The organism is Xenorhabdus sp. TS4, from assembly GCF_014467265.1.
Lineage (GTDB): Bacteria > Pseudomonadota > Gammaproteobacteria > Enterobacterales > Enterobacteriaceae > Xenorhabdus > Xenorhabdus ehlersii.
Genome location: NZ_NKHQ01000006.1, coordinates 63,914 through 90,080, shown reverse-complemented (window position 1 = coordinate 90,080; position 26,167 = coordinate 63,914). Strand labels below are relative to the sequence as shown.

The following is a 26,167-nucleotide window of genomic DNA, read 5'->3' as shown; positions in this document are numbered from 1 at the left end:
ATAATATCAGTTTTGGGAATAAAGACCGTGGGGCACCAGGCATGATTGTTTCCATACCTGATGCAACAGAATAAACTACTTTAAGGTTTTTCTGTTCTTACTGCTTTGCCACGTAATAGCTTCCTAACCCAAAAGCGATTTGGGTGTAAAGCCGCTAATGTTTCATCATCAAGCGGTAGAGGTTCCCCAAAAATTTGGCTAGCCAATAATTCGGCACTTAAAGGAGCAGAACATAATCCACGTGAACCCAACGCACCAAGAACAAATAAGTCTGGGTAACAAGGAGATTCTTCAATGATTTTATTAGCGTTTATTTGCAGAGATAAATTTGCATATTTATCCATAAGCTTACTGAAAACAGGAACATTACCGACCATTGGCATATGATCCCGAATGACACACCGGATACCCTGGCGAGATTTCTCTTCTGAAATGTCAGCTTCCTGTGGCCAACCAACATCAGGAAAACATTTTAGTAAACGATCTCGGTTTTCTTGTTGCTCGATAGAAGAATACAGTGTATCTAACTGATTGCGTTGATAACTGGCGCCGATACAGTGATATTGGTTATTAGGATTAACGGGAGTCATGTAGCCATCGTAGCACAGTACACTTTTTAATTGACTTAGGCTATCTGTAGTTGGAATATGGCTAACTTGACCACGAACAGCGGTTACAGGGAGTTTTTTAGTCTGTTCAAATTGTGGCAGACAGTGACCATTGGCAATAATGACAACGTTGTGATCCTTGCATTGCAGGTTTTCTTTGTGTTCAATCTGCAATTGCCAGCCGTTTTCACTTTGGATGAGCTCAGTTACTTTATGATTAAAATAAACCTGCATTCCACGTTGCTCAGCCAGTTTAATCACTGCTTGAGTCAGTTGTGCGGGGTATAACCATCCTCCTTGTGGATAGTGAATGCCATCATAATTTACATCTAGTCCACTTACATGGCTTAATTGATCGCGGTTCATACCGAGTGCAATTTCTTCTGGCCATGTTGTTCGTAGCATTTTGCTTATTTTATTCGCGCTTTTTTCATCATAAGCTAATTGGCTGACGCCACACCATTGATGATCGAACGATATATTTTCGTCAATTAACTGATCGTATTGACGGCGGGCAAAAGTAAATGCTGATGTAAAGAAGCGTTCTAATGGATCGTCATTACCATTTAGTAAAGGATAAAGGGCCCCTTGTTGATTGCCGGACGCATTTTGGGCAGGTTGAGCATCCTGGCAATATAGCGTAACTTTGGCGCCACGGTGCAGTAGAGCAAGTGCAGTTAATGTACTAGCAATACCACCACCGATAATGGCAATATCATTGGTACAGGTAGCGGATTTGCGAGAAAACCATGGTGTATAAGGTAAGGAAAGTGGGTTACTTAATGGAGATAAAGTACCAGTTAGCATCTCTCTTTTACGTCCAAATCCTTTAACCTTAGTGACATTAAAGCCTGCTGCTTGTAATCCTCGGCGGACTATTCCGGCGGAGGTAAAGGTTGCAAAAGTACCTTCAGGACGACAAAATCTTGCCATTGCAGCGAACAACTGTTCACTCCACATTTGTGGATTTTTTGCTGGCGCAAAACCATCTAAGAACCAGGCATCAACTTTCCCTGTCAGGCTGGAATTTATCTTCGGTAATAGATCATTTACATCGCCAAACCAAAGATCCAAGGTAATAGCGCCATTATCCAGAATTAATCGATGGCAGCCTGCCAGTGGTAAGGGCCATTGTTGGTATAATTGGGCAGAAAACGCCTTAAGTTCTGGCCAACGTTGGTGTGCTGTTTTCAGGTCAGTTGTTTTTAATGGATATTTTTCAAAACTGATATAATGCAGTCGTTTTAATGCAGCTTCAGGATATTGTTGTCTAAAATGAGAGAAAGATCGCCAAAGTGTCAGAAAATTCAATCCAGTACCGAATCCTGTTTCTGCAATAACGCATTCTGAACGGGAATGTGTATTAAAACGTTGAGGAAAATGATTGCCTTGCAAAAATACATATAACGTTTCTTCCAAGCCATCTTGATTTGAAAAATAAACATCATCAAAATGCTCTGAAATAGGAGTGCCCTGCTCATTCCAGCTTAGGGTTGCGTTGTTGATAGCACTGCTTTTCACAATAATGCCTGTACTGTTGATAACAATAATATGTGGATTTTAACGGTCTTCATTCAGTTGCACCACCCATAGTAAAGATTCAGAGTTGAGTCCAGATCAATTTTTCCTTGAATTTTTAACCTGATCGGACTTGTTCGGCGTACAAGTGTACGCTAAAGTGCGGGTGAGTAAATCCCGCAGGTAAACATATTGATGAGGTAAGTAATGAAACGTGCAGTGATCACCGGTCTGGGTATTGTTTCCAGTATTGGTAATAACCAGAAAGAGGTGCTGGAATCTCTGAAAGAAGGTCGTTCCGGGATAACTTTCTCTGAAAAATTTAAAGAAATGGGTATGCGCAGCCACGTTTGGGGTAATGTAAAACTGGATACTTCTGGTTTGATTGACCGCAAAACTTTACGTTTCATGAGTGACGCATCTATTTATGCTTATCTGGCAATGGATGAGGCAATTAAAGATTCTGGCCTGTCCGATGAACAAGTTTCTAACCTTCGTACTGGATTGGTTGTTGGTTCAGGAGGAGGCTCTCCCTATAACCAAGTCGCTGGTTCAGATGGCATGCGTGCTCGTGGGTTGCGTGGTGTGGGGCCTTATATGGTCACACGGGCAATGGCCTCTGGCGTATCAGCGTGTTTAGCAACACCGTTTAAGATCAAGGGAGTCAACTATTCCATCAGTTCTGCCTGTTCAACTTCGGCACATTGTATTGGTCATGCCGTTGAGTTAATCCAACTTGGTAAGCAAGATATTATTTTTGCCGGCGGTGGTGAGGAATTAAGCTGGGAAATGGCTTGTGAATTTGATGCAATGGGAGCACTTTCCACTAAGTATAATGAAACCCCAGAACTAGCCTCCCGTACTTATGACCAGAATCGCGATGGTTTCGTGATCGCTGGGGGGGGTGGTATTGTTGTTGTTGAAGAATTAGAGCATGCACTGGCCCGTGGTGCGCATATTTATGCTGAAATTATCGGTTATGGCGCAAATTCAGATGGTGCAGATATGGTCGCTCCTTCGGGAGAAGGCGCTGTACGTTGTATGAAGATGGCATTAGATGGTGTTGAAGGTGGAGTCGATTACATCAATACCCACGGAACTTCGACACCAATTGGTGATTTGAAAGAACTGGAAGCTATTAGAGAAGTTTTTGGTGACAATACACCTGCCATTTCCGCCACTAAAGCGATGACAGGGCATTCATTGGGTGCAGCGGGTGCCCATGAAGCGATTTATAGCTTGTTGATGTTGGAGCATGGAATTATTGCACCAAGCATTAATATTGAAGACCTGGATGAAAAAGCGCAGGGCATGAATATTATTACTGAACCTACCGAACGCGAGCTAAGCACAGTGATGTCCAATAGCTTCGGGTTCGGTGGTACAAACGCATCCCTGGTGATGCGCAAGTATTCAAACTGATTTTTTAAGTCATAAAGAATTTACAGCCAATCCATTGATTATGTGGATTGGCTATTTTTATTAAGGAGCCGTGATTTTATTGCGGCGTTTATTAATGATGCGCAGAACTGGTGGAATAACAATTACCAATACTGCCAGAGCTAGCAAAACTTGTGTAATAGTACTACTCCATAGGATCTCAAAATCTCCATTGCTGATTGATAATGCCCGCCGTAGATTTTGTTCCAGCATTTCGCCTAAGACGAAACCTAAAATCAGTGGTGACATTGGGAAATTCATTTTTCGCAGTATGTAGCCGAAAACGCCTAATCCGATCATCAACATAAGATCAAAAGTAGTACTGTGGATAGCATATACCCCAACTGCGGAAACGATGGCGATTGAAGGAACCAAGAACCACATTGGAATACTCAGCATACGGGTAAATAGCCCAATCATTGGGATATTCATGATCAGTAACAAAATATTGGCGATCAACAAAGCCGCAATGAGTCCCCAGACGATATTAGGTTGCTCGGTGAACATGGTAGGGCCAGGAGTGATGTTGTAAAGTGTCAAAGCACCTAGCATCACAGCGGTTGTACCTGAACCAGGTACACCGAGAGTCAGCATGGGGATGAATGAACCACATGCTGATGCGTTATTGGCTGCCTCTGGTGCAGCTACACCACGGATATCACCTTTACCAAATGAATCACTGTTACCGCTGAGCCGTTTTTCAGTCATGTATGTAATTGCACTGGCGATTGTAGCCCCTGCGCCGGGTAATATTCCCACAAAAAAGCCGATCACTGAGGAACGTAAGGTTGGCCCTACACACGTTGCCGCTTCTTTTCTATTGAATAGCAAGCGCCCTGTTTGTCTAATGACTTTTTGCCCCGAAGAAGTACTCTCCAACATCAATAAAATTTCACTGACTGAAAATAGCCCAATGACGACAACAATAAATTGGATACCATCGGAGAGGTGCACGTTATTGAAGGTAAAACGATAAACGCCGGAATTAGCGTCCACGCCCACGGTTGCTAAAGCCAAACCGATTAAGGCCGCGAGTAGTGATTTTATGGGGTTTTGGCTCATCATGCTGCCGAGACAAGCAATGGCAAATACCATGAGTGCAAAGTACTCAGCTGGCCCAAATGCCAAAGACCACTGAGCCAAAAGTGGAGCGAATAAAATGATACCCATGATAGCCAAAAGCGAGCCACAAAACGAACTAACGGCAGAAATAGAGAGTGCAACGCCGGCTCTCCCTTGTTTTGCCATCGGGTAACCATCAAGCGTTGTCATAATGGCAGCGGCATCTCCCGGTACATTCAGTAAGATTGAAGAGATACGACCTCCATACTCACAACCAATGTAGACAGTTGCCAATAAAATTAGGGCAGATTCAGCGGGTAATTTTAACGCAAAAGCCAATGGCAGCAGGATCGCCACCCCATTTATGGGACCAAGACCAGGCAGTAACCCAACAACAGTACCGATAAAACAGCCTATCAATGCAATGACCAGGTTTTTGGGTACTAATGCGACTTCAAAACCATGGCTCAGATAAATCCAAGTATCCATCGTTGTCTCCTTAGCTGAGCCAACTGCCGACGGGCAGTGTGACCTCTAACAGACGATCAAAGGCAAAAAAGAGCGAACTGCCGAGAAATATCCCAGAAATAATCGCGGCAAGAAGAGTAGCGTTAAAGAGTAGTGCCACACAGATAGTCAATAATGTGGTTGCTAGTGGAAAACCCAACCACTCAAATGACCATGCATAAATGGTTAGTGTGGCAATCAATAAAATTAAGCGACGTAACACTTGTGGTGTCGGCCAGTAAATAGGATCAGGTTTTTTAAACAGCAACAATAAAGCACAGAGTGCCATTAGTGAAATAATCGCAATTGGAAATGGACGAGGACCCAGAGGTTCATAGCTATATTCGCTATGGATACCCCATCCAATAACCAACCCTATTCCACATAGCACTAGCCATACAGTAGCAAAGATACGATCGCTCATGATGCTACCCCTGTTATTTTGCTAAACCAAAGGATTTGGCCATTTCATGATATTGAATAACTTGTTTTTTCACATAGTCATCCAGCTCTTTGCCAGTCATATTGAATTCAAATAACCCGCGCAGTTCACGTTGTTTTTTGAATTCGTCAGTTTGTTGGAGTTTTTTAAAGGTATCTACCCACCATTGATATTGTTCATCAGAAACTTTTGGCCCTATATAAAAACCGCGAATAATTGGCCAAACAAGGTCATAACCCTGTTCTTTTGCTGTTGGAATTTTTGCCAGATCACCATCCAGACGTTTATCTGCATAAACAGCGAGTATGCGAATTTTATTGCCATTGAGATAAGGTAAAGTTTCACTTAGATCACCGGATACGACCTGAATATGATTACCCAGCAGGGCAGTAATAGGTTCTCCGCCACCTTCAAACGCGACATAGCGCATTTTGCGGGGATCAATACCGACCTCTTTTGCCAGTAATGCGGTTTTCATCCAGTCTTGACTACCGATGGAAGCACCTGCGCCAAACACAATACTATCGGGAGATTTTTTAAAAGCCTCCATCAAATCTGTCAGTGTTTTGTAAGGAGAATCATCGCGTACAGCAATCATGCCGTAGTCTGTGCCGACACTGGCTAGCCAGCGTACATCATTGACGTTGTAGCGACCAAATTTACCTTGCGCAAGATTCAATAAGGAACCCCCAGAGAAGGCAACGATAGTGCCGGGTTCACCAGGCCGCTGGGCAATAATGGCATTATAGGCAACCGCACCGACACCTCCGGGCATAAATGTCACTCTCATGGGAGAGTCGATAGTTTTGGTTTCTAATAGTGAAATTTGGATGAGTTTACAGGTTAAATCAAAGCCTCCACCAGGTTTGGCTGGTGCAATACATTCGGTTCTATTGGGAGTAGAAGTTGCAAAAGCGCAGGCACAAATAAACAGGCTTGCAGCGGTTAATAACGTTTTAAAAGTTCTCATTTTTATTCCTCACATAGCACCAGTAAAGGATATGAATAACAAATTTCTGGTGCATGTTTATTTATAAAAACGAAACCTTTCAATTACCTTTCATTAACAACAAAAGTTGTCTGGATGTGACCTTAATCGCTTAATTTGCGTAGTGTTTTACATAATCTTGTTAATTGTTTGTTTGTATTAATATTTTTTTGTTAACCCCTAAGCAATTGCTGAATCTTAATATTGCAATTATGCGATATCTCCGTTTTATTTCTCTGGTTAATTTTTAACAATAGGTATTATTCATGCGGCTCTTATTGGTTGAAGATCACCCAGAATTATCACATTGGTTACAAAAAGCATTGAATAATGCTGGGTTTGTGGTTGATTTGGCGAAAGATGGTATTGTGGCAGATCAGCTTTTGCAGACTGAAAATTATGCCTTGTTGATTCTGGATGTGGCTTTACCCAGATTGGATGGCTTGTCTCTGTTATTGCGGTTGCGTAAGCGTGGTCAAAACTTACCCGTACTGTTATTAACTGCCAAAACAGAGGTTACGGATCGTGTGAAAGGATTGAACTCTGGTGCTGATGACTATTTGACCAAGCCTTTTGATTTTCAAGAGCTGGAAGCGCGTGTTCGTGCATTGTTGCGTCGTAGTTCAGCTATACCACAAGAGGAACAGAAATTTGGTTCATTATCTTATGAAGGCGAAGGGTATTTTGTATTGAACAATGTCCCGTTGGCACTGACCCCCAGAGAGCTATCTGTTTTAACAACACTATTTCATCGTCGAGGGCGTCCGGTCTCTAAACAACAACTGTTTGAGCAGGTATTCTCCCTATCGGATGAGGCGAATCCACAAAGCATAGAACTGTATGTTCATCGGTTGCGGAAAAAATTACTCAACAGTGATGTAGAGATCAGGACATTGCGTGGGTTGGGATATCGGTTGGAGAGACTGGTATAATGAAATATCTCAAAATACCACGGTTGTTATTCCACCAATTGTTGCTGTTCTTTGGTGTACCTCTACTGTTACTGGGCTGTGCTTCTGTTTATAGTCAGTATATTAGTGTGAGAAATGCCGCAATGCTGGCTTATGACAGAACTCTGCTTGCATCAGCAAGAACAGTCGCTGAACGCTTGTCTGTTCGGGATCATAACTTGATCGTTGATGTACCTTATGTTGTCTTGGACAGTTTCGAGCGCAATACAAATGATCGCCTGTACTATCAGGTTATCTCGCCGGAAGGAAAGACGATTTCCGGTTATGATGACCTTCCTCGGATACCGCAGAACATCCAGCGTTCATCCTTGTATACAGCATTAGCCTATTTTTATAATGCGGAATACAAGGGGCAACCTATACGTGTAGTGGGATTGTATCAACCGGTCAATGAAGGCAACATCATGGGGATGGCGTTGATATTGGTGGCAGAAACTGTGAATTCTCGCCAATATATGGCTAACCAATTGTTGTTATCTTCGTTGGTTAATCAGGGGGCAGTCGTATTATTGACATTACTCCTTGCTTACATTCTGCTCAAACTTCTGCTTAAACCGTTACGAAAACTTTCAGGCATTATGAGCCTCCGTTCTGCTAATGATCTAACACCATTACCAAATATTTTACCGTGGTCAGAACTTGCTCCATTACTGCAATCGTTTAACCGATATATTGGGCGGTTGGAATTAATGGTTGGACGCCAAGAGCGATTCAGTGCGGACGCTTCTCATCAATTGAGAACACCTTTAGCGGTATTGAAAACACAGGTTGCAGTAGCATGTGGCAGTCAAGATCCAGAACAAAGGGATAATATACTGACGGCGATTGATAAGAGTTTGGATAACATGATATTACTGACTGATCGCCTATTGCAACTTTCACAGCTTAAAGTGCATGAAAAAGAAGCAATACAAAATTATCAGCCAGTCAATATCGTGGAACTATTGCAACAAGTCTGTTTTTCTCGTTTACAGCCAGCAGAAAGCAAAAATATTGATTTAGGTTACGAAGGGGAAGATGTGTTATGGATCAGGGGAGATCCCCTATTGTTAGCCGAAATGTGTGCCAATTTGCTGGATAATGCCATCAAATATACCCCGCAAATGGGAGTGGTGACGGGAAGAGTAAGCATAATGGCAGATAAAAAACAGGCTTTCCTTGAGATCGATGATTCAGGACCGGGTATCGATCAAAAAGATATTTGTCAATCGCTTATGGCGTTTAACCGATTGGACAACGCTGCTGGGCTGGAGGGGACGGGATTAGGGTTGACTATTGTTAAAGAAATCTGCCGATACCACAATGCCACTCTCCAGCTTTTACCCAGTGAGGTATTGGGTGGATTATTGGTGAGAATTATATTCGGGCTTTCTATGAGTGAGCGGGATGCGTAACTGTTGCGCAAGTATCACACCAACTAAAACAATACCTCCTCCAATTAAGTGGTAACTGTGCATTTCTTCATGGAGAGCCACGATAGCAATGATGGCAGTAAATACGGGCGCCAGATTCATAAAAATAGAAGTCATGTTTGCTCCAATGCGAATGACACCTTGTATCCACAAATAGGGTGCAAGAATGGATGCGGGAATGCCGGCAAACAGAACAAGAGAAATATTATCAGCGGTTAACTGAATATCATCTGTCATCATAAAATTGGGTAAAAGCAATAAAACGCCAAACCCAATTTGTACATAGAGTGATTGCCAGTTGGGTAATGGAATTGCCCAGCGTTTGGTTAAAACCCCATACAAGGCATAAGAAGCTGCTGCAATAAACATCATCACTTCTCCAATACCCAGACCGTGTTGCAATAAGGAAGATGGCTCCCCTTTGCTGACTAACCACACAAGGCCGAATAGAGACAGCACGGTGCCGAGGGTGATACCAACAGTAGGGGCAGCCCGCAAGGCAAAGATGCTGATAATGACAGTTAATAATGGTATCAATGAAGTGAAAATGCCGATGATTGTCGCGCTGACAGTGTGGGCTGCATAATAGGCCAGGCTTTGGTTAAGCACCATGCCCAGAGAACCCAAAATCAATAATTTCCACCAATATTGAGCAACGATTTTCCGCTGCTTCAGGATTGGCAATAAGATAAAAGGCGTCAGGGCCAGAAAGGCAATAAACCATCGGTAGAAAGCAATTGCAGCCGGTTCAATAAGGGTGGCAGCCGCTTTACTGACAACGGCATTGATTGACCAGATCAGCACAGCGACAAAGGGGAATAATAAATTCTTCATTAGGCTGGATATTTATGTAAGTGTTTCGTCTATTTAGTTTAGCAATGACCAATTTATTATATATATTGATAATCAGACAACAGATATGGCAATTAAGACAAGATATTTACCCTTTATTATTTTATGGATAAAAGATTACGGGAGTAAAAATGGTAGAACGGGTGGAGAGGAATCAAGCTATATTTCAACCAATCATGCCAGATATACTCTCTTTTCGTGATGAAATATTGAATGCTGATACTGAATGTCAGTTACAGACGCATCCTTTTGGTCAATTAATTTATGTAGTTTGTGGCGTGATGGAAATACAGGTGAGAAAGCAGCGTTTTCTTGCTCCACCAGAGTTTTGTATCTGGATACCGAAAAATGCGGCCCATTCGAGTTATAACCGGAAGGCATTGCGATTTTGGATAATTGATATTTCCCCCCAACGGACGGATACCTTACCACAACAACCTTGTATTATTCGATTGAGTGGCATCTTTAATGCCATTATGGTGGATTTTTTTGAACGAAAGATCTGGCAGCCGGAAACAGAAAAAGATCGGCGGTTAGCACAAATATTGATTGATCAGTTGGAATTGTCACCAAGGCAGTGTACCTACTTACCTTCTTCAAAAGATAAGTTGCTCGCTCCAGTATTACAGATGTTAGAACGCAATCCGGCGGATAATACCTCTTTAGCTGAGTGGGCCAAAAAGCGTTATACCTCAGAGAGAACTTTATCGCGGCGCTGTAAGCAGGAGTTAGGAATGTCATTTAGTGAATGGCGGCAGCGGCTGCGTTTTCTGTATTCCATATCCTTATTAGAACAGGGGAAAAGTATTCACGAAATCGCGTTTGATATGGGGTATAGCTCATCATCAGCTTTCATCGCCATGTTTCAGCAGATTGCGGGCACAACGCCAGAACGTTTCAGAAAAGGCTAAGGGCATATAGGTTTTATGTGGATAAAATGGCAGAATAGTCGATCACGCCCATTTAAGCCATTGGATGAGAAAAGTGAAAATCTTAGTTGATGAAAATATGCCTTATGCTGAGCAACTCTTCCAGCAATTAGGTGAAGTGCAGGCAATTCCGGGGCGTCCAGTGCCTGAGGGAATTTTGGAACATGCTGATGCCTTTATGGTTCGATCTGTCACTAAAGTCAATGAGTCTTTATTGCAAGGCAGTTCGGTGAAATTTGTTGGAACTGCCACTGCGGGAATGGATCATGTTGATCAGCAATGGTTATCTCAGGCAGGGATTGGTTTTTCCGCTGCTCCTGGATGTAACGCCATTGCCGTGGTTGAATATGTATTCTCGGCATTGATGCTATTGGCTGAGCAAGATCAATTTCAGCTTAAAGATAAAACGGTCGGTATTGTCGGTGTTGGCAATGTCGGAGGGCGATTAGCTGATCGACTGGCGGCTTTGGGCGTGAAGACGTTATTATGCGATCCCCCCCGTGCAGATCGTGGTGATGAGGGGGAGTTTTGGTCTTTAGAAAAATTAGTTCAAGAAGCAGATATTCTGACTTTCCATACACCTCTTAATGACTCTGGTCCGTACCAGACTTATCATTTGGCTGATGCAGAATTACTTTCTGCATTACCGGACAACCGTATTTTGATTAATGCCAGCCGTGGTGAGGTGGTTGATAATCAAGCGTTACTTTCCGTGCTACAAAATGGGAAAAAGTTACGTGTAGTGCTTGATGTTTGGGAACCAGAGCCTAACCTTTCTCTACCCCTGTTAGCTTTGGTTGATATTGCAACTCCACATATTGCTGGTTATACCTTGGAAGGCAAAGCACGGGGTACAACTCAGGTTTTTGAGGCCTATTGTGAATTCTTGGGGCAATCTCGCCAGACGGAGTTGGCTGATCTGTTGCCGACACCAGATTTTAATCAGGTCACAGTGCAGGGGGAAGTGACACAAAGTCTCCTCAAGCGTTTAATGCATTTAGTGTATGATGTGCGCCGTGATGATGCGCCCTTACGTCAGGTTGCGGATCAGGAAGGTGCTTTTGATCGATTACGCAAATACTATCCAGAACGTCGGGAATGGTCTTCCCTGACCGTGCATTGTGACTCAGAAGAGAGTGCTCAATTACTGTCCAGAATTGGGTTTAATGCAAAAGTGATTTAATACAGGCAGGGATCCCTGTCTGTCAGCAAAATAAGAGAAGTGGAGAGAACCAACATGTCAGAAGGTTGGAATATTGCGCTTTTGGGTGCAACGGGCGCAGTAGGTGAAGCGATATTGGCGTTATTACAGGAACGTCAATTTCCGGTTGGTGAACTGCATCTTCTTGCCAGTGAACAAAGTGTTGGAAAGATCCAGCGTTTTAACGGAAAAAACATCACGGTTCGTGATGCGGCAGAATTTGACTGGTCACAGGTACAACTCGCTTTTTTTGCCGCGACGATGGAAATAACTGCACAACATATTGAAAAAGCAACAGAATCTGGTTGCCTGGTGATTGATAGCAGCGGCTTGTTTGCAGCAGAGCCAGATGTGCCTCTGGTTGTTCCTGGCGTTAACCCTTATGCATTGGCTGAATATCGTAACCGTAACATCATTGCTGTGGCAGATAGCTCAACGAGTCAGGTTCTGACCGCCATCAAGCCATTGATCGATACGGCGGGCATTGCCCGTTTACATTTAACCAATATATTGCCAGTTTCTGTTCATGGCAAAGCAGCCATTGATGATTTGGCAGGGCAGAGTGCGCGTTTATTGAATGGAATTCCACCGGATGAAGGCCGTTTCAGCAAACAATTGGCTTTCAATGTGCTGCCGTTGTTGCCTGATGCTGAAGGTGTGGTGCGCGAAGAGCGTCGTATTGTCGATCAAATTCGCAAAGTACTACAAGATGAAGGATTGCCGGTTTCCGTAAACTGTGTCCAATCTTCGGTTTTCTATGGCACTGCCCAAATGGTGAATTTGGAAACGCTGCGTCCGGTTGGCATAGAAGAAGCCCGTAGTGAATTTGAACGCCTTGAAGATATTCAGGTTTCAGAAGAGGGGGATTATCCGACTCAGGTCACTGATGCTTCGGGCAGTGATAGCTTGAGCATAGGCTGTCTGCGCAATGACTATGGTATGCCAGAGATGCTGCAATTCTGGTCAGTTGCCGATAATATCCGTTTTGGTGGCGCTTTGATGGCAGTTGAGATCGCCGAGAAACTGATGCAGGAGCAATTTTACTGATGTCTGATACAGAGCTGAGTCAGTCTGTGCCAGAGGCAGAAAAAGTGAAAATTGCACTGGGGATTGAATATGACGGCAGTCGATATTATGGTTGGCAGCGTCAGCAAGAAGTGAAAAGCGTACAGGAATGCCTGGAAAAAGCCCTGTCGAAAGTCGCGAATGAGCCGATCTCAGTTTTTTGTGCGGGTAGAACGGATGCAGGAGTACATGCGACTGGGCAGGTCGTGCATTTTGAAACCTCGGCCCAACGTAAAGATGCTGCATGGACAATGGGGGTAAATACCCATTTGCCACCAAATATTGCAGTACGTTGGGTTAAAACGGTGGATGATGAATTCCATGCCCGTTTTAGTGCAACCGCTCGCCGTTATCGCTATGTGATTTTTAACCATCGCTATCGTCCGGCGGTATTGGCGCACGGCGTCACGCATTTTCATTATCCATTGGATGAGAAAAAAATGCATGAAGCGGCACAGAGCTTATTGGGAGAAAATGACTTCACCTCTTTCCGGGCAGTGCAGTGCCAGTCTAATTCACCGTGGCGCAATGTGATGCATGTTAACGTTAGTCGATACGGGCATTATATTGTCGTGGACATTAAGGCGAATGCTTTCGTTCATCACATGGTACGCAATATCGTTGGCAGCTTACTGGAGATTGGTTGCGGTAACCAGGATATTGGCTGGATGGCTGAACTATTGGCATTAAAAGACAGGACAAAAGCGGCAGCAACTGCTAAGGCTGAAGGCTTATATTTAGTTGCTGTGGATTATCCTGAGCGTTTTGGTTTACCTGAACCAATTATGGGGCCTCTGTTTCTGGAAAATGATTAGTTTCTGGCAAATCATTTAATCTGACATTTTCGAATAGTGACAGGGATGTTTGGTCATAACGAGGAATATTATGGAGTTTTTGACTCATTTTGTTGATTTTGCGAAATTCATTGTCGATTTTATCTTACACATTGATGCTCATTTAGCTGAATTGGTTGCTAGTTATGGTGATTGGGTTTATGGCATCCTATTTCTGATTATATTTTGTGAAACAGGCTTGGTGGTCACGCCATTTTTGCCAGGGGACTCCTTGCTGTTTGTGGCTGGCGCACTATCTGCATTAGATACCAATGATCTGAATGTACACATTATGGTGGCTTTGATGATTACGGCCGCGATTATTGGTGATGCTATCAACTATACCATTGGCAGAATTTTTGGTGAGAAATTATTTACCAATCCCAATTCAAAGATTTTTCGCCGCAGTTATTTAGATAAGACTCATGAGTTTTATGAAAAACATGGTGGTAAAGCAATAATCTTGGCTCGGTTTGTGCCAATTGTTAGAACGTTTGCACCGTTTGTGGCAGGAATGGGGAAAATGTCTTACCGCCACTTTGCTGCTTATAATGTAATCGGTGCATTTATCTGGGTGCTATTATTCACTTATGCCGGTTATTTATTTGGTGATATGCCAGTTATACAACAAAATCTGAAGTTATTGATTGTTGCAATTATTTTTATTTCTATTCTGCCTGGCATCATAGAAATTTGGCGTCATCGCCGCGCTGCATCGAAAAAAGCAGCAGGCAGTGCAGTAGATAGATAAATAGAAGATAGATAAACCGTAAACAGGTTTGAGCAGTTTTTTATCCACACTGCAATAGCATTGTGGTTTAATGGCACGTAAAACAAAAGCTGGCAGCAGCCAGATTCAGACGGAAAGGTTCATTAATGAGCTGGATTGAAAAGATTCTAAACAAAAGCAAAATTATACAAACTCGTAAGGCAAGCATCCCTGAAGGAGTTTGGACAAAATGCGACAGTTGCAGTCAGGTACTTTATCGTGCTGAATTAGAGCGTAATCTTGAAGTGTGTCCAAAATGTGACCACCACATGCGCATTTCAGCCCGTAAGAGATTGCATTCATTTTTGGATGAAGGTACTGGCACAGAATTAGGCAGTGAACTGGAACCCAAAGATACCCTGAAATTCCGCGATATCAAAAAATATAAAGATCGCTTAGTTGCAGCCCAGAAGCAGACGCAAGAAAAAGATGCACTCATCGTTATGAAGGGTAAGCTGCATGATATGCCAGTTGTGGCTGGTGCCTTTGAGTTCAATTTTATGGGTGGTTCAATGGGGTCTGTGGTTGGCGCTCGTTTTGTGCGTGCTGTTGAGCAGGCTCTGGAAGACAACTGTCCATTTGTCTGTTTTGCTTCCAGTGGCGGGGCGCGTATGCAGGAAGCGTTGATGTCACTGATGCAGATGGCAAAAACCAGTGCTGCGCTGGCAAAAATGCAACATCGTGGTTTGCCTTATATCTGTGTGTTGACCAACCCAACAATGGGTGGGGTAACGGCAAGTATGGGTATGCTGGGTGATATCAATATCGCTGAACCTAAGGCATTGATTGGCTTTGCGGGTCCTCGTGTCATCGAGCAGACTGTGCGTGAAAAATTACCGGAAGGTTTCCAGCGCAGTGAATTCTTGTTGGAGAAAGGTGCGATTGATATGATCGTGCGTCGTCCAGACATGCGCGATAAGGTTGCCAGCCTGCTTGCCATGTTGACCCACAAACCCCATCCGGGCACAAAAGCAGAGCCAGTAGAAGCAATCGTTGTTGATTCTGCCGATGTCGAAGCTGATATAAACATCAATCCTAATAAAGAAGATGTCTGATATTTCACAAATTCCTCAAGCCACGTCGCCACTGATGACGTGGCTTTCCTATCTGGGAAACCTGCATACCAAAGCCATTGATATGGGGCTTGAACGTGTGGGTAAACTGGGTCGCCAGTTAGGCTTATTGAACCCGGCTCCAAAAGTTATCACAGTATCAGGCACCAATGGCAAGGGAACCACCTGTCATAGCCTGGAATCTATTTTTCTGGCTGCAGGGCTTAAAGTCGGCGTGTATAGTTCCCCGCACTTAGTACGCTACACCGAAAGGGTGCGTATTCAGGGGAAAGAACCCGCGGAACAAGACTTTTGCCGTGTATTTGCTGCGATTGAAGCTCAACGTGGCGACATCTCATTAACCTATTTTGAATATGGGACGTTGGCAGCATTACAGCTTTTTAAAGAAGCGAAACTTGATGTTGTGATTTTGGAAGTTGGTCTGGGTGGGCGTTTGGATGCCACCAATATCGTTGATGCCGATATTGCCGCAATCACCAGTATTGCATTGGATCATACAGATTGGTTGGGCGCAGATCGCGAACACATTGGTCGTGAAAAAGCGGGTATTTTCCGCCGTGAACATTTTGCGGTGGTGGGTGAATATGATATGCCTCACTCAATTGCTGAAGTTGCGGATGAATTAGGCGCTAAGCTCTTTCGTCGTGGGATTGATTGGCATTTCTCACAGCGTGAAAATAGCTGGAACTGGTTAAGCGGTAAGCAACAATTCAATGAGTTACCTTTACCTAATTTGCCGTTGGCAAATGCCGCGACTGCAATGGGAGTGATACATTGCTTGTTGCAGCAGGATGACAAAATCAGCCGAGCCATTAATGAACAAGCGATCTGTGCAGGGTTAAGAAATGCGCAATTACCAGGGCGTTTCCAAATTGTCAGGGAAAATCCGTTAGTCATTTTGGATGTGGCTCATAATCCACATGCTGCGAGCTATCTAGTGCAAAAACTGGCCGAACTTCCTCGCTTACCAGACAGTAAGATCCGTGGTGTAGTTGGCATGTTGGGAGATAAAGACATAGCAGGTACACTTGCTTGCCTTTCCCAACAGATTGATGAGTGGTATTGCGCATCATTGCATGAATTGAGGGGAACAGAGGCCGAAGTACTATCTGGACATCTTGTGCAGGCTCGGACTCGGACATTCTCCGAAGTAAAAACAGCCTGGCAGCAGGCAATGGAAGATGCATCGGTGCAAGATATTATCGTGGTTTGTGGCTCTTTCCACACTGTCGCACATGTCATGGAAGCACTGGAGGAGGGCAAGGAAAGTGGCCAGTAAATTCCAAAATCGCTTGGTGGGTGTCATCGTTCTTGTCGCATTGGGCGTGATTGTCCTGCCCATGATTTTTGATGGCGATAAGAAATATAACGAAGAGCAATTTGCTTCGATTCCTTTGGTGCCAAAACCTGGTGATGAAGAAGATGTTGACTCGATTCCTCCATTGACACAAAATATGCCATCTACACCGCCAGAAGGTGCTGCACAAGCAATGCAATCACAGGAGCAAGAGCCAGATATAGACATGTTGTCCAGGCCATCGCCTTCAGAGCCAATAACAGCGCCTCCTGTCACTGTTACTCAAAATCCTAAAACAGCAGTGGAACCTGAGCCATCTCCTCAACAGAAAGCGGAAACTAAGCCACAGGTTAAACCTGAACCTCGTGTTGAAAGCAAGCCAGAAACTAAAAAGCCAACAGAACAGCCTCCTCAGGCAACAGCATATGTTGTTCAGCTTGGTGCGTTAAAAAATGCGGATAAGGTTGACGAAATAGTGGCAAGGCTGCGTCTTTCTGGGCACCAGGTATATACAGTTCCTTCTTCCCCGGTACAGGGACAATTAACCCGAATCTATGTAGGACCGAATGCATCAAGGCAGGCACTGGAATCTGTTTTGTCCGAATTAAGGGAACTTACGGGATTACAAGGGCAGATCAAAAATTATAAGCCATAATCTGATTGGCACAGCAAATGCTGTTTGTTTACCTGTCGAAAATTATTTTCAGTAGAGTGATGAATCTACTACGCAAACGTTTTCGTTTTCTGTTAGAATGCGCCCGACCTGAATGTCGGGAGCCTGTTTTGGATTAAAATATGGTCTGGATTGATTATACGATCATTGCCATCATTGGTTTTTCGGCACTGGTTAGCTTGATTCGTGGTTTTGTTCGCGAAGCGCTTTCCCTGATAACGTGGGGCTGTGCTTTCTTTGTTGCGAGCCATTTCTATACTTATCTGGCGGCTTATTTTACCCGCCTTGAGGATGAACTGGTGCGCAATGGGGTAGCGATTGCTATCTTATTTATTGCAACACTGATTGTTGGCGCAGTAGTAAACTATGTCATTGGTTCACTTGTTCAGCGAACGGGCCTGTCAGGCACTGATCGGGTTCTGGGGATCTGCTTTGGCGCCTTGCGTGGTGTCTTGGTGGTGTCTGCTATTTTGTTTATTGCGGACTCTTTCACGCCACTACCCAAAAGTCAGGATTGGCAACAATCACAACTGATCCCACAATTTAGTCAAATTATCAGGTGGTTTTTTGACTACCTACAAAGTGCGTCGAGTTTCCTGCCGGAGAGATAACGCTCTCCGCTTGGCTGATGAGGAAAGACTACATGTGCGGTATTGTCGGTATCGTCGGTTTTACACCGGTTAACCAGTCGATTTATGATGCATTGACGGTGCTTCAGCACCGTGGGCAAGATGCAGCAGGTATTGCAACTATTGATGGTAACAATGGGTTTCGTTTACGTAAGGCTAATGGTTTGGTCAAGGATGTGTTTGAAACACGGCACATGTTACGTTTACAGGGAACCGTCGGCATTGGGCATGTCCGTTATCCTACGGCGGGCAGTTCCAGTGCATCTGAAGCGCAGCCCTTTTATGTGAATTCTCCTTTTGGTATCACGTTGGCACATAACGGCAATCTGACAAACGCACATGAATTGAAAAAAATGCTGTTTGAAAATGCCCGCCGTCATGTCAACACAACCTCAGATTCTGAAATTCTACTGAATATTTTTGCCAATGAATTGGCCCAATTTCCCCATTTCCCCTTAGAGCCTGATGATATTTTCTCGGCAGTCTCAAAAATGCACAAAAAAATTCGTGGAGCTTACGCTTGTGTTGCCATGATTATTGGGCATGGGGTAGTGGCTTTTCGTGATCCACATGGCATTCGCCCTCTGGTGTTGGGAAAGAAAACACTGAAAGATGGTCGCAATGAATACATGGTGGCATCGGAAAGTGTGGCGCTGGATACATTGGGTTTTGAGTTCCTGCGTGATGTGGCTTCTGGGGAAGCGATTTATATTACTGAAAATGGGCAATTGTTTACTCGCCAGTGCACAGAAAATCCGTCATTAACACCTTGTTTGTTTGAATTTGTCTATTTCGCTCGTCCGGATTCCTTTATTGACAAGGTTTCGGTATATAACGCCCGGTTGCGGATGGGGCGGAAATTGGGGGAAAAAATTGCCCGTGAATGGGAAGACTTACATATTGATGTCGTTATTCCCGTACCGGAAACCTCTTGTGATATCGCCCTGGAAATCGCCCATATTCTGGATAAACCCTATCGTCAGGGATTTGTCAAAAACCGTTATGTAGGGCGTACCTTTATCATGCCAGGTCAGCAGGAGCGACGTAAATCTGTTCGTCGTAAACTGAATGCTAATCGCGCTGAATTCCGGGGTAAGAATGTTTTGCTGGTGGATGATTCCATAGTGCGTGGAACCACTTCTGAACAGATTGTTGAACTGGCGCGTGAAGCGGGAGCTAAGAAAGTCTATTTTGCTTCGGCGGCACCGGAAGTTCGCTTCCCGAATGTTTATGGTATTGATATGCCAAATGCCAATGAACTGATTGCTCACGGCCGGGAAGTGGATGAAATTCGTCAGATCATTGGTGCTGATGCCCTGATATACCAAAACCTCCACGATCTTGTCCAGGCTGTCAGGGAAGAAAACCCTGATATTGAAAAATTCGAATGCTCCGTATTCGATGGTATCTATGTCACGAAAGACATTGACCAGTGTTACCTCGACTATCTGGAAAACCTGCGCAAAGATGATGCCATGAAAGTGCGTGGCCAGAGCGAAATAGAGGATCTGGAAATATATAATGAAGGATAATGTTGTTATTATCATGCAGTTATAGCCAGAATCTCAGGGGAAAACATGAAAAAATTGATTGTCGGACTGACCGGCGCGAGTGGTGCGATTTATGGTGTCAGGTTGCTGCAAGTTTTGCGACCAATAGAAGGCATTGAAACGCATTTAGTGATCAGTCAATCAGCCCGGCAGACTCTGGCATTGGAGACGGACTATACATTGCGAGATGTACAAGCTTTGGCAGATGTTGTACATGACAATCGTGATATTGCCGCATCCATTTCCTCTGGCTCTTTTAAAACATTGGGTATGGTGATTTTGCCTTGCTCCATAAAAACCCTATCAGGAATTGTGCATAGTTACACTGACGGCTTAATTACCCGTGCCGCAGATGTTGTTTTGAAAGAGAAGCGCAAACTCGTGTTGGGGGTGAGAGAAACCCCTTTGCACTTGGGGCACTTGAGATTAATGACGCAGGCAGCAGAAATTGGGGCGGTGATCATGCCACCTGTTCCGGCATTTTATCACCGTCCCGAACATATTCAGGATATTATCGACCAGACGGTTAACCGTGTGCTTGATCAATTTGATATTGACTTGCCAGAAGATCTGTTTAGCCGTTGGCAGGGTGTTAAGCCCATTGGATATGGCATATAAGTTGAGCCAATATGCTGTTGTGAGGAAACCACAACAGCATATCGTTTATTGCCCTATATTTGTTCAGGCTACATAAACATTGTCCCTTTCCTCTATTACATCTTGCAAGGCTTCTTCCAGTTGAAAATAACGGAAACCAAATCCGGCTTCTTCCAGTCTTTTGGGAATGGCTTGTTGACCCCCTAAGACTAACTCTGCGGCTTGTCCCATTATTGCTTTTAACACAAATGCAGGAATGCGCATAAAAGCAGGACGATGTAATACAATGGCGAGTGTGGCACTAAACAGCTCATTATGAACAGGGTAAGGAGATGTCATATTAAAGGGACCATAGAGATCAGGTGATACCAGCAAGTAATAAATACCATTGACCATGTCGTCAATGTGTATCCACGGCATATACTGCTTGCCAGTGCCGATTGCTCCTCCTAAACCTAACCGGAACAGTGGCAGCATTTTTTGCAGTGCGCCCCCTTTGGGAGCCAAGACAATGCCTGTACGTAACAGGCATACACGGGTTTTGTCACTTTGGGACTGTAGGGCAAGCTGTTCCCAACGTTCACAAAGCTGATGGGCAAATTCATTGTGAGGAAGAACGTTTTCGGTAACGACTGATTGCCCCTGGTTGCCGTAATAGCCAACGGCTGAACCGGAAATAAATACAGATGGCGGAGATTCACTGGCCTTGATTAGCCTGCTCAATTGTTCAGTGATCTGCCAGCGGCTTTGACAAAGTTTCTCTTTTTGTTTCGGTGTCCATCGTTTATTGATAATAGGCTCACCAGCAAGATTGATAACAGCATCAAAGCCATTAAGATCGTGTTGGTCATTTAGCGTTGTCCAACATTCAACGCGATCAGAAAACAGTGAATACACCTTTTGTGGTGAACGACTTAAAATGGTGATGGAATGGGAGAGAGAAATCAACTGACAGGTTAAGCGATGACCAATTAACCCTGTTCCCCCCGTAATTAAGATACGCATAGCCACCCCCTGTAACAAAAGATAATTGTGTATTGGACTATAACAAGGGATGACTTAAGTGGCAGCGAAATAGGCTGCTATCTGTTACCAATATCAAGTTTTATGGTGAAAAATCTCGCCATCAGATGAATTTATTACATATATGGAGTTAAGCTTCCTTATAGGCTGCTTGTGTTGCAGGGCGTTGGTTGATCTTATCCAGCCATTTAGCAACCGCCGGATAATCCTGTAGGTTGATTTTTTGGTGTTCATGACATCTCGCCCACGGATAAGTGGCAATATCTGCGATGCTATATTCGTCTCCTCCAAGATAAGCCGTTTTTTCCAGTTGGGTATTTAGCACCTTGTATAAACGTTTTGATTCTTCCACATAGCGATTAATGGCATAGGGTACAACTTCTGGAGCGTAGCGGTTGAAATGGTGATTTTGACCGAGCATTGGGCCAAAGCCAGCAACTTGCCAAAACAGCCATTGCAGTTGTGCGGTACGTTCACGCAAATCTTTGCTTAATAGCTGGCCTGTTTTGTTTGCCAGATAAAGTAAAATGGCCCCTGATTCGAAGATAGAGACAGGCTCTCCTCCATCGGTGGGTTGATGATCGACAATAGCCGGGATCTTGTTATTGGGTGAAACGGTGAGAAATTCAGGTTTGAACTGTTCGCCAGTGCTGATATTGATGGGATAGATAGTGTAAGGAATGCCGACTTCTTCAAGAAAAAAGGTGATTTTATAGCCATTTGGAGTTGGGGCATAGTATAGATCTATCATATAACCTCCAGCGATAATAACTTTCTGAAAAATGTAACGATGTTACCTTACCATCGTTTGTTTATAAATGTTATAAATTTACTGCAAAAAGTAACATGCAACTCATTGATAAAAGGTTTTTAGAATGATGCAAGAAAAATCAGCAAATATTGAATGGATTGACATTGTCAATGAAGACAATGAAGTCATTGCGCAATCGTCTCGTCAGCAGATGAGAGCGCAAAATTTGAGGCATCGTGCCACTTATGTTGTCATGCATGATGGAATGGGCAAAATTCTGGTTCAGCATCGTACAGAAACGAAAGACTTTTATCCGGGAAAATTGGATGCAACGGCTGGTGGTGTTGTGATGGCGGGAGAAACTTTGCTTGAGGCTGCGCGTCGGGAAGCCGAAGAGGAATTGGGGATTGCAGGTGTTCCTTTTGCCGAACATGGTGTTTTTTATTATGAAGAGGACACTTGTCGTATATGGGGTGGTTTGTTCAGTTGTGTGAGCCATGGACCATTTGCATTGCAGGAAGAAGAAGTCGCCGCAGTTTACTGGTTAACGCCACAAGAGATCACGGCGCGTTGTGATGAGTTCACACAGGATTCACTGAAGGCTCTCTCCTTATGGTTAGCGCGTAACAATCAAGTGGAGTAGTTTGTCAGGGGGATGTCTATTTACAAAACATACCCCTTTTTTATTACATGCTTTGTTATTTTATGAACATTAGTAAATATCTAATTTGGTATTTCATTTTTATTAATTAAATTTTTCCAGGAAGAATTTAAAATGATAACCATCTATTTTTTCAAACCGAATATGGGGTGGTTTGGTTGTATCATAAGTAATGATTTCAAGACCTTGATCATCATGTTTAAAATAGACGGCTCCTTGAGTAACCGGAATATTCTTCTGATCAAAGACGACAACGAATGCCACATACTGTAGACCATCTTTAGGAATTAACCCGACTATTTCATAGTCTCCATTTGAATAGCAATCTACGGGATTGGGAATTTTATAGGTTTGAATATGAGCTCTGAATATTTGATCAACACCTGATTCATTAATCAATTTTACCGCGAGTAAATCACGGTTTGCGGGTGATACAATAAACTTTGATAATCCTTGAATATCGCTGATATCTGGTTGGCTTGTATCCCATTCACGGTAAATTTGTCCTGCTTGACTATCATTTCCATGCCGCCAAGCGAACACGATAGAATTTGTTCCAATTTTAACGGAACGAAACTTATCATTTAATGGAGTACCAATTAAATTAACTTCCTGACTATTTTCTGAATATGCATAAATATCCCCGCTATAATTCTTTTCAGTATAGAATATAGCACCATGAATTAATTTATCTTTAGACATAATGGCTTTTTTCCTTATGGTTGATAACTGAGATGAATAACTAGAATAAGGGGGTGTGTTTATATGTCAAGGTGAGGGGTGGCTCTTATATTGAATCTGGCCTTTAAAAAGTATTCATTTAGTTTTATATTGTTTTTGATTAATAAATAATACCATTTAAATTTGTAAGATTTATTTTTATTCTGTTTTTATCACTGTTTTTTATTTTAATTTCCTGAGATAAAAAAACCTCGCTATTTTCAACGAGGTTTTTTAGTGGATAAGGCAGCCATTAGCTGCCAGCAATTTATGGGTGGTTTATATTTATACTCATTTATTCACACCGACTATAGCGGATGCTAAACCCTGAATGCAAGGTTGACGCATAATCGTTATGTGGTCACCGGATAAAGTTTCGGAGATAACTTCTCCAGTCACTAACGTTTTCCATCCATCAATAATGCTCTCAACAGAGGTATCTCGTCCTTCATATTCTTGGTTATCGTTAGCCAGAAACAGATGAAGTGTTCCTGGATAGCGTTCTTGCGGCTGATAAGTTGCTAAAGAGTGAGCCTTGAAAACACTTAAATAGGTGGCGATTTCTTTAAGTTCAAGTTGAGGCGGTAAGAGTTCCTCTTCAATTAGACGAAGTCGCAAGTTATCGAGTTGTTCTTCTTCTGTCATGGATTGGAATTCTTCTTCGGTAAAGTTTTCCTCTGCTCCCTCCAATGCAGCAAGTACATTGCCAAACTCGGCCAGCCAGCGGCTATTAGGCCATTCTGATTCGATCTCTTGGGTTAAGCTCTCCAGAGGGGATTCACAATCAACTAAAGCCAGCAAGCCAATGCTTTCACCTTGCTGGAGGAGTTGTCGGGCCATTTCGAATGCGAGCCAGCCTCCGAAAGAGTGTCCACCTAAGTAATAAGGGCCATTTGGTTGAACTTTCTTAAGATCATCGATCATAACGCTGGCCATTGCTTCAAGGCCGTTCATCTCAAGGTATGGTGGGGGATCGCTGCGTCCATCTAACTCTGGTGATTGCATACCCCAAACGGAATAAGCACCTTCCAATGCTGTCGCCAATTCCCGTAAATAGAGCACATGTCCTCCGGCGCCGGGAGCAAAGAACAGCGGTGTTGCTTTGATGTTTCGTGACAGGCCGACCATAGAACCAACATAGATATTATCTCGATCTTCAATGGTTCTGGCTTGTTCTTTGATAGTGGTAAACGTCATCAAGCTCGCCATCATATTCTGCTGAAGTCCAAGTTTTTCAATTGCCAAAGAGCAGGCTTTCAAAATAAGCAGCGAATGTCCTCCTAACTCAAAGAAATGGTCATGCCGGCTGACACGTTCTAATCCGAGCAGATCTTGCCAAATTTGCGCCAGTGTTATTTCAACCTCACCTTGAGGGGCTTCATAATCACGGGCTACGATGGCAGATTGATCGGGAGCAGGGAAAGCCTGACGATCGATTTTGCCATTAGAGGTAAGCGGGAAAGTGTCAAGGGTTACAAATGCACTGGGCAGCATATACTCGGCAAGATGTTGAGCAAGTTGCTGACGCAGCTCACTGGGAACCAAGTTTACACCGGATTCAGGCTGAACATATGCAACGAGACGTTTATCATCAGGTGTTATTTCTCGGACCAGGACAATGGCTTCCTGCACGCCCTGGCATTGCGCCAGACGAGTTTCTATTTCACCGAGTTCAATGCGGAAGCCACGGATCTTAACCTGAAAATCATTGCGTCCCAAATACTCAATCATACCATTGGGTAACCAACGTCCCAGATCACCCGTTTTGTACATACGGGCATCTGACTGTTCGCTAAACGGATCCGCCACAAATTTTTTCGCAGTTAAATCGGGGCGATTGAGATAGCCACGGGCAACACCTGCTCCACCGATATGGATTTCACCACTGACACCTAGGGGAACCGGCCGGCCGTGTGTATCCAGAATATAAATACGGGTATTGGGCAGCGGATAACCAATCGGGATAATGTCAGTCAATTCAGGCGAATCTTGACCTTTATCATTGAGGGTTAAGGTGGTGGCAATTACCGTGGTTTCGGTAGGGCCATAAGAGTTAATCCAGCGGCAGGATTGCGTTTCTGCTATAGATTGCCAGCTCAGCAAATGGCGTAGTTCCGCTTTCTCACCACCGACAATAACTGTGCGCAGGTATTGGCTGAAACCACTGCGTCCTGCCATCATCTCTTGTACCCATTGATGCCAGAAGGCGGTGGGCATATCCATAATAGTGATTTTCTGCTTATTTAACAGATCGACAAATTCTGCATCCGGTACACGGATATGAGCAGGACGCAGAACCAGTGTCGCACCGGCGGCCAGGGTGGGAAAAATATCGGATACCGAGGTATCAAAGGCAATGGTCGCAAATTGCAGGATACGATCCCCTAATTGTGGTTCACTGATCTGGTGCTGAGCATGGATAAAGTTCACCACATTACGGTGCTCCAGCATCACACCTTTGGGCTGACCGGTGGAGCCGGAGGTATAGATGATATAAGCCAGATGATGGGGCTTAAGTTGCACATCAGGATTATGGATCGGCTGTTGTGCCACGTTATTTCGCTGGGTTTTATCGTCCAGCAACCAGACGGGCAGG

The 26,167-nt window shown here is 43.8% G+C and carries 24 protein-coding genes; 15 read left to right on the top strand and 9 right to left on the bottom strand.

The features are described 5' to 3' along the window. Window positions 1-80: 80 nt before the first annotated feature. Window positions 81-2,129: a bifunctional tRNA (5-methylaminomethyl-2-thiouridine)(34)-methyltransferase MnmD/FAD-dependent 5-carboxymethylaminomethyl-2-thiouridine(34) oxidoreductase MnmC gene (gene mnmC / locus Xets_RS04530; RefSeq protein ID WP_099132033.1), complete on the bottom strand. Its 2,049-nt coding sequence runs from the start codon at window positions 2,127-2,129 to the stop codon at window positions 81-83. 204 nt (window positions 2,130-2,333) lie between these two features. Here mnmC and fabB point away from each other — a divergent pair, with 204 nt between their 5' ends. Continuing rightward, entirely contained in the window at window positions 2,334-3,548 is a 1,215-nt protein-coding gene (gene fabB, locus Xets_RS04525; RefSeq protein ID WP_099132032.1) for a beta-ketoacyl-ACP synthase I, read from the top strand. A gap of 60 nt (window positions 3,549-3,608) precedes the next feature. Here the strand turns inward: fabB and Xets_RS04520 are convergent, their stop codons facing one another. The 3 genes from Xets_RS04520 to Xets_RS04510 are packed head-to-tail and all read right to left on the bottom strand — an operon-like array spanning window position 3,609 to window position 6,547. Continuing rightward, on the bottom strand, window positions 3,609-5,117 hold the full coding sequence (locus Xets_RS04520) for a tripartite tricarboxylate transporter permease (protein ID WP_099132031.1): 1,509 nt from the start codon (window positions 5,115-5,117) through the stop codon (window positions 3,609-3,611). 10 nt (window positions 5,118-5,127) lie between these two features. Then, window positions 5,128-5,559, bottom strand: a complete 432-nt coding sequence (locus Xets_RS04515) for a tripartite tricarboxylate transporter TctB family protein (RefSeq protein WP_099132030.1) — start codon at window positions 5,557-5,559, stop codon at window positions 5,128-5,130. 13 nt (window positions 5,560-5,572) lie between these two features. After that, complete coding sequence (locus Xets_RS04510) at window positions 5,573-6,547, bottom strand: tripartite tricarboxylate transporter substrate binding protein (protein ID WP_222941512.1); 975 nt, start codon at window positions 6,545-6,547, stop codon at window positions 5,573-5,575. Between the two features lie 284 nt (window positions 6,548-6,831). Between Xets_RS04510 and tctD the strand changes: the two genes are divergently transcribed. Next, window positions 6,832-7,497, top strand: coding sequence for a transcriptional regulator TctD (gene tctD / locus Xets_RS04505; protein WP_099132028.1), 666 nt, complete (start codon window positions 6,832-6,834; stop codon window positions 7,495-7,497). After that, on the top strand, window positions 7,497-8,930 hold the full coding sequence (locus Xets_RS04500) for a sensor histidine kinase (protein ID WP_187651222.1): 1,434 nt from the start codon (window positions 7,497-7,499) through the stop codon (window positions 8,928-8,930). The genes tctD and Xets_RS04500 overlap by 1 nt, the downstream gene beginning before the upstream one ends. Here the strand turns inward: Xets_RS04500 and Xets_RS04495 are convergent. Then, window positions 8,880-9,782 (bottom strand): DMT family transporter, encoded by a 903-nt coding sequence (locus tag Xets_RS04495; protein ID WP_187651221.1) that lies wholly within the window; start codon window positions 9,780-9,782, stop codon window positions 8,880-8,882. The two genes, Xets_RS04500 and Xets_RS04495, sit on opposite strands and share 51 nt — an antisense overlap. A 149-nt stretch (window positions 9,783-9,931) precedes the next feature. On the opposite strand from Xets_RS04495, the gene Xets_RS04490 reads away from it, so the two are divergent. The 11 genes from Xets_RS04490 (at window position 9,932) to Xets_RS04440 (ending at window position 20,437) form a co-directional block, all read left to right on the top strand. Beyond that, window positions 9,932-10,711 carry a helix-turn-helix domain-containing protein gene (locus Xets_RS04490; protein WP_099132025.1) on the top strand — a complete coding sequence of 260 codons (780 nt, stop codon included), beginning with the start codon at window positions 9,932-9,934 and terminating at the stop codon, window positions 10,709-10,711. A 73-nt stretch (window positions 10,712-10,784) separates the two neighbouring features. After that, complete coding sequence (gene pdxB / locus Xets_RS04485; protein ID WP_099132024.1) at window positions 10,785-11,912, top strand: 4-phosphoerythronate dehydrogenase PdxB; 1,128 nt, start codon at window positions 10,785-10,787, stop codon at window positions 11,910-11,912. A 54-nt stretch (window positions 11,913-11,966) separates the two neighbouring features. Continuing rightward, window positions 11,967-12,977 (top strand): aspartate-semialdehyde dehydrogenase, encoded by a 1,011-nt coding sequence (locus tag Xets_RS04480; protein ID WP_187651220.1) that lies wholly within the window; start codon window positions 11,967-11,969, stop codon window positions 12,975-12,977. Next, entirely contained in the window at window positions 12,977-13,810 is an 834-nt protein-coding gene (truA, locus tag Xets_RS04475) for a tRNA pseudouridine(38-40) synthase TruA (RefSeq protein ID WP_099132022.1), read from the top strand. Before Xets_RS04480 ends, truA begins: the two co-directional genes overlap by 1 nt. Window positions 13,811-13,880: 70 nt before the next feature. Then, complete coding sequence (locus tag Xets_RS04470) at window positions 13,881-14,579, top strand: DedA family protein (protein WP_099132021.1); 699 nt, start codon at window positions 13,881-13,883, stop codon at window positions 14,577-14,579. A gap of 125 nt (window positions 14,580-14,704) precedes the next feature. Further along, entirely contained in the window at window positions 14,705-15,652 is a 948-nt protein-coding gene (gene accD, locus Xets_RS04465; RefSeq protein ID WP_099132020.1) for an acetyl-CoA carboxylase, carboxyltransferase subunit beta, read from the top strand. Then, on the top strand, window positions 15,645-16,949 hold the full coding sequence (folC, locus tag Xets_RS04460) for a bifunctional tetrahydrofolate synthase/dihydrofolate synthase (RefSeq protein WP_187651219.1): 1,305 nt from the start codon (window positions 15,645-15,647) through the stop codon (window positions 16,947-16,949). Before accD ends, folC begins: the two co-directional genes overlap by 8 nt. Then, window positions 16,939-17,622, top strand: coding sequence for a cell division protein DedD (dedD, locus tag Xets_RS04455; protein ID WP_099132018.1), 684 nt, complete (start codon window positions 16,939-16,941; stop codon window positions 17,620-17,622). The genes folC and dedD overlap by 11 nt, the downstream gene beginning before the upstream one ends. A gap of 140 nt (window positions 17,623-17,762) precedes the next feature. Continuing rightward, the gene (cvpA, locus tag Xets_RS04450; protein WP_099132017.1) at window positions 17,763-18,251 is read left to right on the top strand and encodes a colicin V production protein; all 489 of its coding nucleotides are present in this window, start codon (window positions 17,763-17,765) and stop codon (window positions 18,249-18,251) included. Between the two features lie 32 nt (window positions 18,252-18,283). Beyond that, entirely contained in the window at window positions 18,284-19,801 is a 1,518-nt protein-coding gene (gene purF, locus Xets_RS04445; protein ID WP_099132016.1) for an amidophosphoribosyltransferase, read from the top strand. A 45-nt stretch (window positions 19,802-19,846) separates the two neighbouring features. Next, a complete protein-coding gene (locus tag Xets_RS04440) occupies window positions 19,847-20,437 on the top strand; it encodes a UbiX family flavin prenyltransferase (protein WP_099132015.1) in 591 nt (196 codons plus the stop codon). Window positions 20,438-20,500: 63 nt separating this feature from the next. On the opposite strand, the gene Xets_RS04435 is transcribed toward Xets_RS04440, so the two are convergent. Together Xets_RS04435 and Xets_RS04430 are read right to left on the bottom strand one after the other, a co-directional pair. Further along, entirely contained in the window at window positions 20,501-21,421 is a 921-nt protein-coding gene (locus tag Xets_RS04435) for a TIGR01777 family oxidoreductase (protein ID WP_099132014.1), read from the bottom strand. A 148-nt stretch (window positions 21,422-21,569) separates the two neighbouring features. Beyond that, the gene (locus Xets_RS04430; protein WP_099132013.1) at window positions 21,570-22,190 is read right to left on the bottom strand and encodes a glutathione binding-like protein; all 621 of its coding nucleotides are present in this window, start codon (window positions 22,188-22,190) and stop codon (window positions 21,570-21,572) included. Window positions 22,191-22,314: 124 nt separating this feature from the next. On the opposite strand from Xets_RS04430, the gene yfcD reads away from it, so the two are divergent. Beyond that, entirely contained in the window at window positions 22,315-22,833 is a 519-nt protein-coding gene (yfcD, locus tag Xets_RS04425; protein ID WP_187651218.1) for an NUDIX hydrolase YfcD, read from the top strand. A 102-nt stretch (window positions 22,834-22,935) separates the two neighbouring features. Here the strand turns inward: yfcD and Xets_RS04420 are convergent, their stop codons facing one another. Continuing rightward, entirely contained in the window at window positions 22,936-23,553 is a 618-nt protein-coding gene (locus tag Xets_RS04420) for a beta/gamma crystallin domain-containing protein (protein WP_099132011.1), read from the bottom strand. Between the two features lie 309 nt (window positions 23,554-23,862). Then, window positions 23,863-26,167 (bottom strand): amino acid adenylation domain-containing protein (locus Xets_RS04415; RefSeq protein ID WP_187651217.1); only part of this gene is annotated, 2,305 nt, incomplete at its 5' end.

What these genes read in the sequence shown, in the direction of transcription:
- fabB (WP_099132032.1), top strand. Translation starts at nt 2,334, where the DNA reads ATGAAACGTGCAGTGATCACCGGTCTGGGTATTGTTTCCAGTATTGGT.
- Xets_RS04520 (WP_099132031.1), bottom strand. Translation starts at nt 5,117, where the DNA reads ATGGATACTTGGATTTATCTGAGCCATGGTTTTGAAGTCGCATTAGTA.
- Xets_RS04515 (WP_099132030.1), bottom strand. Translation starts at nt 5,559, where the DNA reads ATGAGCGATCGTATCTTTGCTACTGTATGGCTAGTGCTATGTGGAATA.
- Xets_RS04510 (WP_222941512.1), bottom strand. Translation starts at nt 6,547, where the DNA reads ATGAGAACTTTTAAAACGTTATTAACCGCTGCAAGCCTGTTTATTTGT.
- tctD (WP_099132028.1), top strand. Translation starts at nt 6,832, where the DNA reads ATGCGGCTCTTATTGGTTGAAGATCACCCAGAATTATCACATTGGTTA.
- Xets_RS04500 (WP_187651222.1), top strand. Translation starts at nt 7,497, where the DNA reads ATGAAATATCTCAAAATACCACGGTTGTTATTCCACCAATTGTTGCTG.
- Xets_RS04495 (WP_187651221.1), bottom strand. Translation starts at nt 9,782, where the DNA reads ATGAAGAATTTATTATTCCCCTTTGTCGCTGTGCTGATCTGGTCAATC.
- Xets_RS04490 (WP_099132025.1), top strand. Translation starts at nt 9,932, where the DNA reads ATGGTAGAACGGGTGGAGAGGAATCAAGCTATATTTCAACCAATCATG.
- Xets_RS04480 (WP_187651220.1), top strand. Translation starts at nt 11,967, where the DNA reads ATGTCAGAAGGTTGGAATATTGCGCTTTTGGGTGCAACGGGCGCAGTA.
- truA (WP_099132022.1), top strand. Translation starts at nt 12,977, where the DNA reads ATGTCTGATACAGAGCTGAGTCAGTCTGTGCCAGAGGCAGAAAAAGTG.
- Xets_RS04470 (WP_099132021.1), top strand. Translation starts at nt 13,881, where the DNA reads ATGGAGTTTTTGACTCATTTTGTTGATTTTGCGAAATTCATTGTCGAT.
- accD (WP_099132020.1), top strand. Translation starts at nt 14,705, where the DNA reads ATGAGCTGGATTGAAAAGATTCTAAACAAAAGCAAAATTATACAAACT.
- folC (WP_187651219.1), top strand. Translation starts at nt 15,645, where the DNA reads ATGTCTGATATTTCACAAATTCCTCAAGCCACGTCGCCACTGATGACG.
- cvpA (WP_099132017.1), top strand. Translation starts at nt 17,763, where the DNA reads ATGGTCTGGATTGATTATACGATCATTGCCATCATTGGTTTTTCGGCA.
- purF (WP_099132016.1), top strand. Translation starts at nt 18,284, where the DNA reads ATGTGCGGTATTGTCGGTATCGTCGGTTTTACACCGGTTAACCAGTCG.
- Xets_RS04440 (WP_099132015.1), top strand. Translation starts at nt 19,847, where the DNA reads ATGAAAAAATTGATTGTCGGACTGACCGGCGCGAGTGGTGCGATTTAT.
- Xets_RS04435 (WP_099132014.1), bottom strand. Translation starts at nt 21,421, where the DNA reads ATGCGTATCTTAATTACGGGGGGAACAGGGTTAATTGGTCATCGCTTA.
- Xets_RS04430 (WP_099132013.1), bottom strand. Translation starts at nt 22,190, where the DNA reads ATGATAGATCTATACTATGCCCCAACTCCAAATGGCTATAAAATCACC.
- yfcD (WP_187651218.1), top strand. Translation starts at nt 22,315, where the DNA reads ATGATGCAAGAAAAATCAGCAAATATTGAATGGATTGACATTGTCAAT.
- Xets_RS04420 (WP_099132011.1), bottom strand. Translation starts at nt 23,553, where the DNA reads ATGTCTAAAGATAAATTAATTCATGGTGCTATATTCTATACTGAAAAG.